Source organism: Salsuginibacillus halophilus (genome assembly GCF_003014715.1).
Lineage (GTDB): Bacteria > Bacillota > Bacilli > Bacillales > Marinococcaceae > Salsuginibacillus > Salsuginibacillus halophilus.
In genome coordinates, this window is the sequence record NZ_PYAV01000007.1 from 15,602 (window position 1) to 28,003 (window position 12,402).

Annotated in this window: 15 protein-coding genes; all 15 read right to left on the minus strand. The window is 46.4% G+C overall.

Going from position 1 to position 12,402, the window contains the following annotated elements; all coding sequences use genetic code 11:
- Positions 1 to 73: 73 nt before the first annotated feature.
- The 15 genes from B0H94_RS07575 to floA all read right to left on the minus strand — a co-directional run bounded on the left by B0H94_RS07575 (position 74) and on the right by floA (position 12,387).
- Positions 74 to 886 (minus strand): pyruvate, water dikinase regulatory protein, encoded by an 813-nt coding sequence (locus B0H94_RS07575; protein WP_106588664.1) that lies wholly within the window; start codon positions 884 to 886, stop codon positions 74 to 76.
- Positions 887 to 1,017: 131 nt separating this feature from the next.
- Positions 1,018 to 1,656, minus strand: a complete 639-nt coding sequence (gene ccpN, locus B0H94_RS07580) for a transcriptional regulator CcpN (protein ID WP_282432534.1) — start codon at positions 1,654 to 1,656, stop codon at positions 1,018 to 1,020.
- Positions 1,657 to 1,763: 107 nt separating this feature from the next.
- Positions 1,764 to 3,848: a glycine--tRNA ligase subunit beta gene (gene glyS / locus B0H94_RS07585; RefSeq protein ID WP_106588666.1), complete on the minus strand. Its 2,085-nt coding sequence runs from the start codon at positions 3,846 to 3,848 to the stop codon at positions 1,764 to 1,766.
- Positions 3,841 to 4,725, minus strand: coding sequence for a glycine--tRNA ligase subunit alpha (gene glyQ / locus B0H94_RS07590; RefSeq protein WP_106588667.1), 885 nt, complete (start codon positions 4,723 to 4,725; stop codon positions 3,841 to 3,843). The genes glyS and glyQ overlap by 8 nt, the downstream gene beginning before the upstream one ends.
- A 261-nt stretch (positions 4,726 to 4,986) precedes the next feature.
- The gene (gene recO, locus B0H94_RS07595) at positions 4,987 to 5,748 is read right to left on the minus strand and encodes a DNA repair protein RecO (RefSeq protein ID WP_106588668.1); all 762 of its coding nucleotides are present in this window, start codon (positions 5,746 to 5,748) and stop codon (positions 4,987 to 4,989) included.
- Positions 5,749 to 5,754: 6 nt separating this feature from the next.
- The gene (locus B0H94_RS07600) at positions 5,755 to 5,904 is read right to left on the minus strand and encodes a YqzL family protein (RefSeq protein ID WP_106588669.1); all 150 of its coding nucleotides are present in this window, start codon (positions 5,902 to 5,904) and stop codon (positions 5,755 to 5,757) included.
- 99 nt (positions 5,905 to 6,003) lie between these two features.
- The gene (gene era, locus B0H94_RS07605; RefSeq protein ID WP_106588670.1) at positions 6,004 to 6,906 is read right to left on the minus strand and encodes a GTPase Era; all 903 of its coding nucleotides are present in this window, start codon (positions 6,904 to 6,906) and stop codon (positions 6,004 to 6,006) included.
- A complete protein-coding gene (locus B0H94_RS07610) occupies positions 6,899 to 7,297 on the minus strand; it encodes a cytidine deaminase (RefSeq protein ID WP_106588671.1) in 399 nt (132 codons plus the stop codon). The genes era and B0H94_RS07610 overlap by 8 nt, the downstream gene beginning before the upstream one ends.
- Before the next feature lie 29 nt (positions 7,298 to 7,326).
- Positions 7,327 to 7,707, minus strand: coding sequence for a diacylglycerol kinase family protein (locus B0H94_RS07615; RefSeq protein WP_106588672.1), 381 nt, complete (start codon positions 7,705 to 7,707; stop codon positions 7,327 to 7,329).
- Positions 7,697 to 8,164, minus strand: a complete 468-nt coding sequence (gene ybeY / locus B0H94_RS07620; RefSeq protein WP_106588673.1) for an rRNA maturation RNase YbeY — start codon at positions 8,162 to 8,164, stop codon at positions 7,697 to 7,699. The genes B0H94_RS07615 and ybeY overlap by 11 nt, the downstream gene beginning before the upstream one ends.
- Positions 8,165 to 8,182: 18 nt before the next feature.
- Positions 8,183 to 9,151 (minus strand): PhoH family protein, encoded by a 969-nt coding sequence (locus tag B0H94_RS07625; RefSeq protein WP_106588674.1) that lies wholly within the window; start codon positions 9,149 to 9,151, stop codon positions 8,183 to 8,185.
- 5 nt (positions 9,152 to 9,156) lie between these two features.
- Positions 9,157 to 10,371, minus strand: coding sequence for a sporulation protein YqfD (gene yqfD / locus B0H94_RS07630; protein WP_106588675.1), 1,215 nt, complete (start codon positions 10,369 to 10,371; stop codon positions 9,157 to 9,159).
- Complete coding sequence (gene yqfC / locus B0H94_RS07635; RefSeq protein WP_181315311.1) at positions 10,368 to 10,655, minus strand: sporulation protein YqfC; 288 nt, start codon at positions 10,653 to 10,655, stop codon at positions 10,368 to 10,370. The genes yqfD and yqfC overlap by 4 nt, the downstream gene beginning before the upstream one ends.
- A 118-nt stretch (positions 10,656 to 10,773) precedes the next feature.
- Positions 10,774 to 11,328 carry a hypothetical protein gene (locus B0H94_RS07640; protein ID WP_106588677.1) on the minus strand — a complete coding sequence of 185 codons (555 nt, stop codon included), beginning with the start codon at positions 11,326 to 11,328 and terminating at the stop codon, positions 10,774 to 10,776.
- 48 nt (positions 11,329 to 11,376) lie between these two features.
- On the minus strand, positions 11,377 to 12,387 hold the full coding sequence (gene floA / locus B0H94_RS07645) for a flotillin-like protein FloA (protein ID WP_181315329.1): 1,011 nt from the start codon (positions 12,385 to 12,387) through the stop codon (positions 11,377 to 11,379).
- Between the last annotated feature and the right edge of the window lie 15 nt (positions 12,388 to 12,402).

Genomic DNA, 12,402 nt, shown 5'->3' on the forward strand with positions numbered 1-12,402 from the left:
TTAAATCATTATAATAAAAAAATTGCCGTTTGCCTACGAAAACGCACAGAAAATTTCTGTACGTTTTCTTAAATCACTTAACTTGAAACATGCTTGATATAACATTGGCTGTTTCTTCAACGGCTTTATGGCTCACATCGACAACGGTACAGCCGATTCGCTCCATGATTTGCTCTGCATAGTGCAGTTCATCATAAATTCGGTTTTTACTTGCATAATCCGCCTCCGGTTTTAAACCGAGTGCCCGAAGCCGCTCCACCCGGATATCGATTAATTTCTCCGGGCTGATTTTTAAGCCGATACACTTATCAGGACTTACTTTAAACAATTCTTCCGGCGGTTCTACTTCCGGCACAAGCGGTACATTTGCAACCTTTAATCGTTTATGCGCCAAATATTGTGACAGCGGCGTTTTTGACGTTCTTGATACACCGATTAAGACGACATCTGCTGCCATGATACCGCGAGGGTCCCGGCCGTCATCATATTTTACTGCAAATTCAATGGCCTCAACTTTTCGAAAGTAGTCTTCATCAAGCTTATAAACGAGCCCAGGCTCATTTTTAGGGGCTTCTCCAGTCATTTTTGAAAGAGGATCCATCACCGGACCTAAAATATCAACCGTCTCCACGCCTAAACCGTGTGCCCGGTCTAGTAAGTAATTGCGCCTTTCAGGTACAACGAGTGTAAAAGCAACGAGGGCGTTCACTTCCCGGGCCAGCTTCAACACTTCTTCAATCGTTCCCTCGTCTTCAACATAAGGGATTCGGCGCACTTCAACACCAGCCTCGCCGTACTGACTGGCAGCCGCCTTTACAACAAGTTCGGCCGTTTCCCCAACCGAATCTGAAACAACATAAACAATGGCTTTATTTTGTAAACTCATAGTTCTCTCCCTTCAAGGCCTGTGGTGCACGGGAACAAGCTTTTGCAGACAAAGCTTCAGCCTATTGTAAAAGCATATCTTTTTACGAAAAGAACCTAACTTTTATGATGTAGCTAAAAGGTTTCTCTAAATTATTCATGTTCATCATTGGCGATTTCAACAAGCAGCTTCGTAATATTTGTTTTCGTCAGGCGTCCAACGACCTCAAAACCTGCACTGTCTTTACTTTTCACAACAGGGAGAGCATCAATTTGAAACTCAATCAACTTGCTCGCCGCTTCAATGATATAATCATCCTTTTCACACACCGTTAAGTTTGGCGCACGGGTCATGATAATGCTGACCGGAATACTTTCAAGCTCTTGCTTTCCAATACTTGCCCGAAGTAAGTCTTTACGAGACAAAATGCCGACAAGTTTTCCGTGACTATCTACAACAAATAAGGTACCGACATCTTCAAGAAACATGCTGCAAATTGCATCATAAACCGATGATGATTCTTTTACAACAACTGGTAATGATTGGTGATCTTTCACTTTTAACTGCTTAATTTTTTCTGTTAAAAGCTGTGAACCTGTTTTCCCCGTGAAATAATACCCGACCCGCGGCCGGGCATCCAAAAATCCAGCCATTGTTAATATGGCCAGATCCGGCCGAAGAGTGGCCCGGGTTAAGCTTAATTTATCTGCAATTTGTTCACCTGTGATCGGTCCTTCTTCTTTTACAATCGTTAAAATGTGTTCCTGCCGTTCTGATAATTCGATGGTCATCACCGCCTTCATAACACAAATGTGTTATGCTATTTCGTCTAATATTATATACGAATCAGGCGGCCTACAGCAAAGAAAAGTTTACGCAGCACATAAATCGCGTATGCTTATTCACTGGCAAAAACAACAGCCTGGAAATCAGCGAACGCATAAATCATCGCTGCTAAATGTTTCATCTGCAGCAAACGATTGTGACGTACAGCTTCTTCCTCAGCCATAACCATCACTTCCTCAAAGTATTGATCAATGACCGGCGCAAGGTTTGCCAACTGCTCATAGGCCTGCTTCGTATGGTGGTCGCTCAACAACTGCGGCAGCTCCTCCAGTTCGTGATAAGCGTTATAAAGCGCCTTTTCTTCTTCTTTTTCAAAGTGTTCCGGCTGTACTTCCCCTGTCAGGCCTTCTGCTTTCTTTGCAATGTTGTTAACGCGGCTGAACGCTTCAACTTCACGCTTAAATGCTGCATCTAAAGTTTTTGCCTGCAGCAGTTCTGCTTTTTCAAGAAGTACATCAAGACGGCCCGGTGCATGAGCAAGTACTGCATCAATGATGTCATAACGGATACCTGCTTCTGTTAGTTCGTTTTTCAAGCGGAGACGGAAAAAGTCAAGCAGCTCTTCTTTCAGCTTTTGCTCATTTTCTGTCTGTAAACCTTCTTGAAGTACAACTTGCACCGCCTCATCAATCATCACTTCAAGTGCCTGCGGCCAGCGGTGTGTCATTACCGTCTGTACAACACCAGCAGCCTGGCGGCGGAGCGCGTAAGGGTCTTGTGAGCCTGTCGGTATAAGCCCGATTGCAAAAGATGTAACGATCGTATCAAGCTTGTCTGCACACGCAACAATGGCCCCCGGGGTACTTTCAGCTGGTGTATCATCGGAATGGCGCGGGCTGTAGTGTTCATTAATAGCTGATGCAACCGCCGGTGTTTCCCCGGCTTCTAGCGCGTACTTTTCACCCATAAGCCCTTGCAGTTCTGAAAACTCGTCCACCATGAGTGTGACCAAATCAAACTTCGCAATTTCAGCCGTACGCACCGCCTCCTCAGCGGTAGGCTCTTCGACTTCAAGCAGGTTGTTAAAGCGTTCAGTCAACTTTTTCGTACGGCGTACTTTATCACCCATCGTTCCAATATTTTCGTGGTGTACGATACTGTCAAGCTGCTTAACCGCTTCATCTGGTGCAAGCTTTAAATCCTCACGGTAGAAAAAGGCCGCATCAGCAAGACGGGCGTGCAGTACTTTTTCATTTCCTTTACGAACATTATCAAGATGCTCGTGATCACCGTTACGTACAGTGATAAAGTATGGAAGCAGCTTGTCGTTTTCATCTTGAACCGGAAAATATCGCTGATGTTCTTTCATCGATGTAATTAATACTTCTTCTGGAATTTCGAGAAAGCTCTCTGTGAACGAGCCATACAGCGCTGTCGGATACTCAACGAGATGCGTCACTTCATCAAGCAGCGCTTCATCCGCCGGGATTTTCCAGCCTTGTTCTTGTTCAATCATCACAAGCTGCTTACGGATCGCTTCTTTACGTTCGACAGGGTCTACGATGACATGTTCACTAAGCAGCTCTTCACGGTACTTAGAAGCTTCTTCAAGCTCCCGTCGTCCGCCGAGCGGGCGGTGGCCGTAAGTTACGCGATTAGTTGCTACATCCGTAATTTCAAACGGAATGACTTCACTGCCATACAACGCAACAATCCAATGAATTGGGCGAACAAAGCGGAGGCTGTAATGGCCCCAGCGCATATTTTTTGGAAACGACAAACTCGTAATCACCGTCTTCATTTCCGGCAGCAGTTCAGCAGCCGGACGTCCTTTGCGCTCAATCGAGGCAAATACGTATCTACCTGCATCTGTATCTTTAATTTCAAGCTGCTCCGGCGCTACACCTTGACCACGGGCGAAGCCGAGTGCCGCTTTTGTCCATTCGCCGTTGTCATCAAGTGCGATTTTTTCTGCCGGGCCGCGCGCTTCTTCTACGACATCTTCCTGCATCTCAGCCAAACCATCAATCAAGAGGGCGAGACGACGCGGCGTTGCATAGCTTTGTACACGTTCATACGTAAGGCGGCGGCTCTTTAACCACTCAGCTGCAGCCTCTTCAAGCTGCGTCATTGCATCCGGCACAAAACGAGCCGGCATTTCCTCCATACCAACTTCAAGTAAAAACGGCTTACTCATTCGTCTTTTCCTCCTTCAACATCGGAAATCCAAGCTCTTCACGCTGCTCTAAGTATGCTTTTGCACATTTACGGGCCAAATTACGAACACGGCCGATGTACCCGGTCCGCTCTGTAACTGAAATGGCACCTCCAGCATCAAGCAAGTTGAAAATGTGAGAACACTTTAATACGTAATCATAAGCCGGGAAGACGAGGTTCTCTGCAAGCGCACGGTGCGCTTCTTTCTCGCTCATATCAAAGCTGTCAAACAACATTTGATGATCGGCTACATCAAATGTGTATTTCGAGTGTTCATACTCCGGCTGATAAAAAACATCTCCATACGTAAAGCCTTCGACCCATTCGAGTTCAAAAACGTTATCTTTATCCTGAATATAAGAAGCAAGACGCTCGATCCCGTATGTAATTTCAACACTTACAGGATCAGCGTCTAAACCACCTACCTGCTGAAAGTACGTAAACTGGGTGATCTCCATACCGTCGAGCCATACTTCCCATCCAAGTCCTGCAGCACTTAAAGCTGGGTGCTCCCAATTATCTTCAACAAAGCGAATATCATGTTCGCGCGGGTTAATGCCGAGCGCCTCTAAACTTTTAAGATACAGATCTTGAATATTTGCAGGCGACGGCTTCATGATCACTTGAAACTGGTGGTGCTGATACAACCGGTTTGGGTTTTCACCGTAACGACCATCCGCCGGACGCCGGGACGGCTCAACGTAAGCAACATTCCACGGCTCAGGCCCGATGCTTTTCAAAAATGTCATCGGATTCAGCGTTCCAGCTCCTTTTTCCACATCATATGCCTGCATAATCAGACAGTTTTGTTCAGCCCAGAAGTTCTGAAGGTTTAAAATCATATCCTGCACATTCATATTGAACCCTCCCAAAAAAATAAAACCGTCCCTACGCCTTGTGTAAAGGCGTAGGGACGGTATAATCCGCGGTTCCACCCTACTTGCCCGCACTTAAAAGCGGGCCGCTTTCATCCTTCGTGCTCAGAAGTGCCTTCACTGCCATCACTTGCCGGGCTTCCACCATCCCCGGCTCGCTTACAAGCGAGCGGACAAATACTACTCTTCATCTTTGCACAACTATATCATTTTGGCGTTCAACTTTTTGAACGACTGATTTCGCTAACCATTATCATAACCCCACCGCTTCCATTGGTCAAGGAATCGTTTCGATTTTAATACAAGACCCGCATAGCTATCGTAGTATGCATCAATGACAGTTTCAATTTCACGCCGTGTTTCTTCTTTTAATGAAATACTCCCAAGCTGCTCCGGCGCTACATGCATCAGCTGCTGCAATACCCTGACAGAGGCTTGTGATATATCGTAACGACGCGGGTCAATATGTATACAACGATGACATAAAAAGCCTGCCTCACGAACAGAAAACGAAAATTTCCCTTCCTGGGAGCTACAGTTAACACAACGCTCAAGTAACGGTTGAATACCTGCAGGCACCGTCATCTTCAACTCTAAGTAACCAAGCAGCACATCCGGAGGGTCTTCAGCATTCATCCGCTCAAGGACTGCGCTGAGCAGCTCAAACCAGCGTCCGCTTCTTTCTTGGTCATTTGTCGCTTTATCCATCAGTTCAACAGCACAGCTCGCGTACGCCGTTAAGAGTAAATCTTTCCGGATCGACGGAAAAGATTGAATGACATCCCCTTGACTTAAGGTGTGTACACCTTGGCCACTTCCCGCTTTATAAACGTAAATCCCATGCGCAAATAACTGCACGCTGGAAGCCAGCGTGCTTTTCGTCTTTTTTGCGCCTCGGGCCATAACGGCAATTTTTCCCCGTTCTTTTGTCAGCAGGGTGACAATCACATGCGATTCACCGTAATCGACGGTACGAATGACGACCCCTTCAACTTTTTGCAGCATCACAACTCACTCCGGAAGTTCTACCTGGAGTTCCCCAGATACTTCAGTTTCATGCTGGCTATTTTGAGAGCCATCACTTGTTTCTGCTTCTTTTAGATCTAAATAAACATCAACGCGTCCAGTTCGTTCAAACATGGTCCAATCTGGAATTTCCATTGGTGATCCCTCTTTCCATGAGAACTTCATTGTACAGTTTATAGTTTCGCCAAACGACAGCCGATGATGTCATCTAAAATCAACCAGATTCGGAAGCAGTTAGTAGTCGCTCTCGTTATAACCATATTCCTGCAGCCAGCGAGGCCGGTTGCGCCAGTCTTTTTCTACGTTGACGAACAAATCGAGAAAGACGTTCGAACCAAACATTGCTTCAATATCTTCACGTGCCTCCTGGCCGATTTTTTTCAGCATCGAGCCTTGTTTACCAATAATGATCCCTTTTTGCGAACTCCGCTCTACAGTAATCGTTGCGCTGATATACACAGCCCCGTCTTCACGTTTTGTCAGCTCATCAATCCGGACAGCAACCGAATGCGGGATTTCATCGCGGGTATGGTGAAGAACTTTCTCACGGATAAATTCAGATACAATAAACTGTTCAGGGTGGTCTGTTACATGATCATCCGGGTAATATTGCGGACCTTCATCCATATAATTTAACAACTGCTCTTTTAACGTTTCAATGTTGTTGCCTTTTTCAGCTGACACAGGAATGACTTCGGAAAAGTCATACTTATGACGATAAGTCTCAATTTTTTTCAATAACTCATCGGGATGAACAAGGTCAATTTTGTTAATGACGAGAAAAACAGGTGTCTTCGTCTCTTGCAAAAGCGATAAAATGTATTCTTCACCCGGCCCGAAACGTTCTTCAGCATCTGCTAAAAAGAGGATGACATCGACTTCACGAAACGCATTGATCGCAGAGTTGACCATAAAGTCGCCTAGCTTATGCTTCGGTTTGTGCATACCAGGAGTGTCAATAAACACAATTTGAGCGTCCTCGGATGTGTAAACGCCCTGCACTTTATTTCTCGTCGTTTGCGCTTTGTCACTCATAATCGCGAGTTTGTAGCCGAGAATTTCATTCATTAACGTTGACTTGCCGACATTCGGACGACCTACAAGCGCTGCAAACCCTGATTTAAACTGATCAGTCATGAAGATCGCCTGCCGAGAACGCCCCCGGCAGTAGTTCACCGACGGTTGTTTCTGTAATATCCCCTTTTAAGTTGCCGAGCACAACGACAGCTTCAGGGCTGAAAAATTCCATTAACACTTGACGACATGCACCACAAGGCGCAACCGGGCCATCTGTATCGGCGGCCACTGCAATCGCACTGAAACCTTGTGCGCCTTCAGACACTGCTTTAAATACAGCAGTTCGCTCAGCGCAGTTGGATAAGCCGTAAGATGCATTCTCTACATTACAACCAGTAATGATATTTCCTTCTGATGTTAACAGCGCCGCACCAACCGGAAATTTTGAATAAGGTACGTGCGCATGTTCGCGTGCTTGAATCGCTTCGCTCATAAACGATTGACGGTTCACAACACAACGCCTCCTTTCACATACGTATGTTAAAACATTTGAAGTATCGGCTCATAAAATACCCAAACACCGACGACAGCTGCCGTCACTGCATAAATCAGCACAGCAGCTGCCGCGATGTCTTTAGCGGTCTTAGCTAAAGGATGATAGTCTTCTGTAATTAAATCGACCGTCCGCTCAATTGCTGTGTTCATCGTTTCAAGTGCGAGCATACCGCCCACAAGAAAGATTAACAGCGGGATATGAGCAGGATCCACCGGTAAGTACCAGGCAGCCGCAAACACGATTCCCCCGGCGGCAAGATGCAGCTGCATGTTCTGCTCTGTGCCTGCGGTATGTAAAAAGCCGCGGGCCGCAAAACGAAATGAGCGGAGCAGCCGGCCGAGCCCGCGCTGGCCTTTAGCGTCCAAGGCCGAATTCAGTCAGTATAGTTTCCTGCCGGGCAAACATTTCTTCTTCTTCTTCCTTTGTCCCGTGATCATAACCAAGCATATGCAAAAAACCATGAACAGCTAAAAAGGCAAGCTCGCGCTCTAAAGAATGACCGTAAGCGCCTGCCTGTTCCTCTGCTTTTGGGATTGAGATCACGATATCACCTAAAAGGTCAGGAATATCTTGATCCACATTTAAAGCTTCTTCTTCACCTTCGTTCAAGGCAAATGTTAAAACATCTGTCGCCTCATCTTTATCTCGATAGTCTTTGTTCAAGTTTTGAATGACATCGTTTTCCACGAACGTCACCGAAATTTCTGAGCCTTCCGGAATGCGTTCGTAGGCACAGCTGTGCTGTAAAACTTCTGTCACGAGCTTTTCATGCTCCTCGGATAAACGATCTGTTTCATCGATTAAATCCACCATGTACTTCATACGCTGCCTCCTTCCAATTTAACGGTCTTCAACGGCATCATAAGCTTCAAGAATGCGTTGTACAACGGTATGCCTGACAACGTCGGAACCTTGTAAATAGACGAAGCCGATTTCATTGACATCTTTTAAGATGCCTTCTACTGTCTTTAAGCCGGACTTTTGACCGCGTGGCAGATCAACTTGTGTTAAATCGCCGTTAACGATCATTTTCGAACCAAAACCTAGCCGGGTTAAAAACATTTTCATCTGCTCTGCTGTTGTGTTCTGCGCTTCATCTAAAATAACGAACGCATCATCAAGCGTTCGACCGCGCATATAAGCAAGCGGTGCCACTTCAATTGTGCCACGCTCCATCAACCGATCTGTATGCTCTGCACCAAAAATGTCATGGAGTGCATCATAGAGTGGACGTAAATACGGGTCAACCTTTTCCTTTAAATCACCTGGTAGAAAGCCGAGGTTTTCGCCAGCTTCAACTGCCGGACGGGTCAGTACAATCCGCTGTACATCCCCTTGTTTTAAAGCTGCAACTGCCAGAACGACAGCAAGGTAGGTTTTTCCAGTCCCGGCAGGCCCAATGCCAAACACTAAATCATGCTTACGAATCGCCCGGACGTAATCTTTCTGTCCTAGCGTTTTCACTAAAATCGGTTTGCCTTTGGCATTTGTTGCAATTTGTTCTTGATACAGCTCATACAGCTGATCAAGCTGGTCATCAAGTTTTAACTGAACAGCATAAAGCACATCCCGCTCGGAAATGTGCACACCCTGCCGTAAAAGATGAATGAGCGCTTCCATGACATCTGAAACGGTTTGGGCTTCGCGCTTCTCTCCAGTTACTACAAGAGACTCTCCCCGGGTAATAATGGAGACATCAAGTTTTTCTTCAATACGTTTTAAATGGACATCGCCCGGCCCGAACAGCGCCTGAGCTTCAGGTGCATCTTTTAAGCCGAGCTGAATGACTTCACGGTGTTTATCTGTCAATCGTCTCAATCTCCTTGTATCATCGGCGCATCTTCAGCGATGTTTTGCATGACTTGGTAGTGTAGAGATATTTTCACTTTACCATTCTCGTCACGCCGGTGCAAAATTTTTTCTCCCGTTACTTCTGCATCTTCAGGCAGCTCTTTTTTTAATTCATGTGAGGTTAACTCAACCGCCGTAATTTCCATTGCATCATCCGGAAGCTCTGCCGTTTGCTGGGACTGCTCATAATACGTAATACTTTTCGTTTGCAGCGGCAGCTCGTAACCAAAAATCCGCCATGAATGGGTATTTGCACGCACGACAGGTTCAGTAAATGCCTCTGAAGCTTGATTACCCCAAATCGGAAGGGTCAAACCAAAAGCATTCATTTGATATGCCACTTCACGCTCACCGGACAACAAAGAAAGGTCCGGACCCGGGGTGAAGGTAACATCCGCTTCATACCACACTTCTCCGAGAACTTCACCTTCAGCTGCTACGGACTGCGGTGGTGTGTTGTCACTACTTTCTTCCCCAGGTTCTGGCGGATTTAAAATGCCGGAGATTAACACTTCACCCGGCTGAACAAAATCCCCTGGTTCTTTCACAGCAGTACCTTGTTCTACATACATTTCTCGTACAACTGCACGTTTTGTAGAAACGATATGCTGTTCATTTTTTTCATCAGCTTCATCCGGCAGGGTCTGCTCCACAACTTGCAGTTTCAAACGTGTTCCCTGCAGCCGCACTCCGACCCAGGTTACACCATCCACAGCTGAGACAACCTCCTTTTGTAAAACATCAAGCGGAGGCAGTTCCGTATGACTTGTTCCGGGGGTAATATGTTCTTCCTGCATCCATTGCTCAATCATGTGTTCAACTTCAGGAGATGCACCTTCAATATCAACATTCCAAACAATGTTTGAAAGCATGTACAGGATGAAAAAGAAAAAAAAGGGTCCTGCTAAAAATCCAGGCTGCTTTTTTAACCAGTGAAGCGCAAACGGCCATCCTTCTTTTGATAAAATTTTCATACGGACATTGTACGACCGGGCTAGCGAACGCATCCGCACTGCATCCACTGGATCGATCTTAACTTTGTAAAACGTAGGTGATTTTGCTTCAATCCGTTGAAAATTGACCTCTTCTTTCATGGCTGCATTAACAAGTGCAAGAACCTCCTCGCCTTCAAGCGACAATGTCACCTGCCCTTGTCTCATATTGAATGAACGTTTCACGTTGGCTTCCGCTCCTCTGTATAAGCCATAGAGTGAATACTCCCTTGAATGACCATGGTTGTACCTGAAATTTTCACAATTTCAAGCCCTTCGCCATTGATTGCAAGTAAGCCATAAGCTGTATTAACGATAAGGAGGTCCGGATGATACTGGCGAATTCCTAGATGTTGATCCAGGCGGCATTCAAACTGACCGATCATCGTGACACGCGGGACATCTAAAAGGACATCCGCCGGCAGATCAAGTTTTGAAGCCATCCATTGTTTAATACGTTTCTTTTTCAAGCCGGCTCCCTCCCCTCGCTCTGCAAGCATTGTATGTATGAAAATTGCAGGCTATGAGCATAAAGAAAAGCCTGTTACGACTTAGTCGGTCGTAACAGGCTTTTCTACCAGCATACATTTACTGATTTTTATGGCTGCGATGCAGCCCTTCAGTTTGATGTGGTCGCTTCGCACGCGGGGGTCCAAAGACTTCAGACCAAACGAATGCTTTCATCGCCTCATCTTTTGTTAAATGCTCTGTCTCTAAATTTAACTTTGCGTTCGATACGCGGCGCTTAACTTCCTGGCCGACGGCTGAATTTGCAACATCGCCTGCTGCTTCGTTTAACCGCTCTTCGGCCTGCTCACGTTTTCGCTGTAAATCTTCCATCTGTTTACTGTATTCATCGAACTTTTCCGATTGAATCACAGGTTCATCGCTTTCGTCACGCTGTGACCGGCTGGCATCAGGAACGCGCCTCGTCGGCGGCGCCTCATCGCTTGCTTCTTCTTGAAAGACTTCACGCCAGTCTCGAGGCGCACCACGCTGGCCGCCGCCGGAAGAAGGACGACTTTGACCCCGGCCTTGCTCCTGTTGTTGCCCCCCTTGACGGCGGAACAGGCTCATAAGCCCGGCAATTAACAAGATCACCCAGAAAAAGTTCGCTAACAGCAGCTGAAACAAATCTTCCATTCAGGTTCACCCTTTCTTCCCACGGGTGCGTCGTTCAGCCGTGCAATATTAGTAGTTGCGGGATCCGCCCGACTTATGATCATCATCATGATGCTCTTCTTCATTATCACCAGTTGCTTTACCAATCGACTCTCTCATATCCGTGTCTGCCATGACGTTTTTCATGTTCATGTAATCCATCACGCCAAGGTTACCGGATTTAAGTGCTTCGGCCATTGCCATTGGTACTTCAGCTTCAGCTTCAACAACTTTGGCACGCATTTCTTCGACGCGCGCTTTCATTTCCTGCTCCTGAGCCACAGCCATCGCCCGTCGCTCTTCGGCTTTTGCCTGAGCAATCTTCTTATCTGCATCAGCTTGATCCGTCTGCAGTTCTGCACCGATGTTTTTACCAATGTCGATATCTGCAATATCGATTGAAAGTATTTCAAAGGCTGTCCCGGAATCCAAACCTTTTGACAATACCGTTTGAGAGATCATATCCGGATTTTCAAGTACGTCTTTGTGATGATTAGATGAACCAATTGTAGAAACAATGCCTTCACCAACACGGGCGATGATCGTTTCTTCACCTGCACCACCTACAAGGCGGTCAATGTTGGCGCGCACCGTGATACGGGCCTTTGCTTTCACTTCAATACCATCCATTGCCACACCGGCGATAAATGGTGTTTCAATCACTTTCGGGTTAACGCTCATCTGCACCGCTTCTAGTACATCACGGCCGGCAAGATCAATCGCTGCACAACGCTCAAACGTCAAATCAATGTTTGCACGCTGCGCTGCAATCAATGCGTTAACTACCCGGTCTACATTACCACCTGCAAGGTAGTGACCTTCAAGTTTATTTGTTTCAATTTCAAGCCCTGCTTTTACCGCCTTAATCTGCGGGTTTACAACGCGGGCCGGAATAACGCGGCGAAAGCGCATTCCCACAAGCTGAAAGATACCTAACTTTACGCCGGCAGCCAAGGCAGAAATCCAAAGCATCACCGGAACAAACGTAAACAACACGGAAAGAAGAATAATGACGATCGCAAGTACGATCACTAACGTCAGATCAAATGGTAGTCC

Bases quoted from the DNA above. Each gene is read 5' to 3' on its own strand.
- glyQ (WP_106588667.1), bottom strand. From the start codon at position 4,725: ATGAATGTGCAGGATATGATTTTAAACCTTCAGAACTTCTGGGCTGAA.
- recO (WP_106588668.1), bottom strand. From the start codon at position 5,748: ATGCTGCAAAAAGTTGAAGGGGTCGTCATTCGTACCGTCGATTACGGT.
- glyS (WP_106588666.1), bottom strand. From the start codon at position 3,848: ATGAGTAAGCCGTTTTTACTTGAAGTTGGTATGGAGGAAATGCCGGCT.
- ccpN (WP_282432534.1), bottom strand. From the start codon at position 1,656: ATGACCATCGAATTATCAGAACGGCAGGAACACATTTTAACGATTGTA.
- B0H94_RS07640 (WP_106588677.1), bottom strand. From the start codon at position 11,328: ATGGAAGATTTGTTTCAGCTGCTGTTAGCGAACTTTTTCTGGGTGATC.
- era (WP_106588670.1), bottom strand. From the start codon at position 6,906: ATGACTGATCAGTTTAAATCAGGGTTTGCAGCGCTTGTAGGTCGTCCG.
- B0H94_RS07575 (WP_106588664.1), bottom strand. From the start codon at position 886: ATGAGTTTACAAAATAAAGCCATTGTTTATGTTGTTTCAGATTCGGTT.
- ybeY (WP_106588673.1), bottom strand. From the start codon at position 8,164: ATGAAGTACATGGTGGATTTAATCGATGAAACAGATCGTTTATCCGAG.
- B0H94_RS07600 (WP_106588669.1), bottom strand. From the start codon at position 5,904: ATGGAAATTCCAGATTGGACCATGTTTGAACGAACTGGACGCGTTGAT.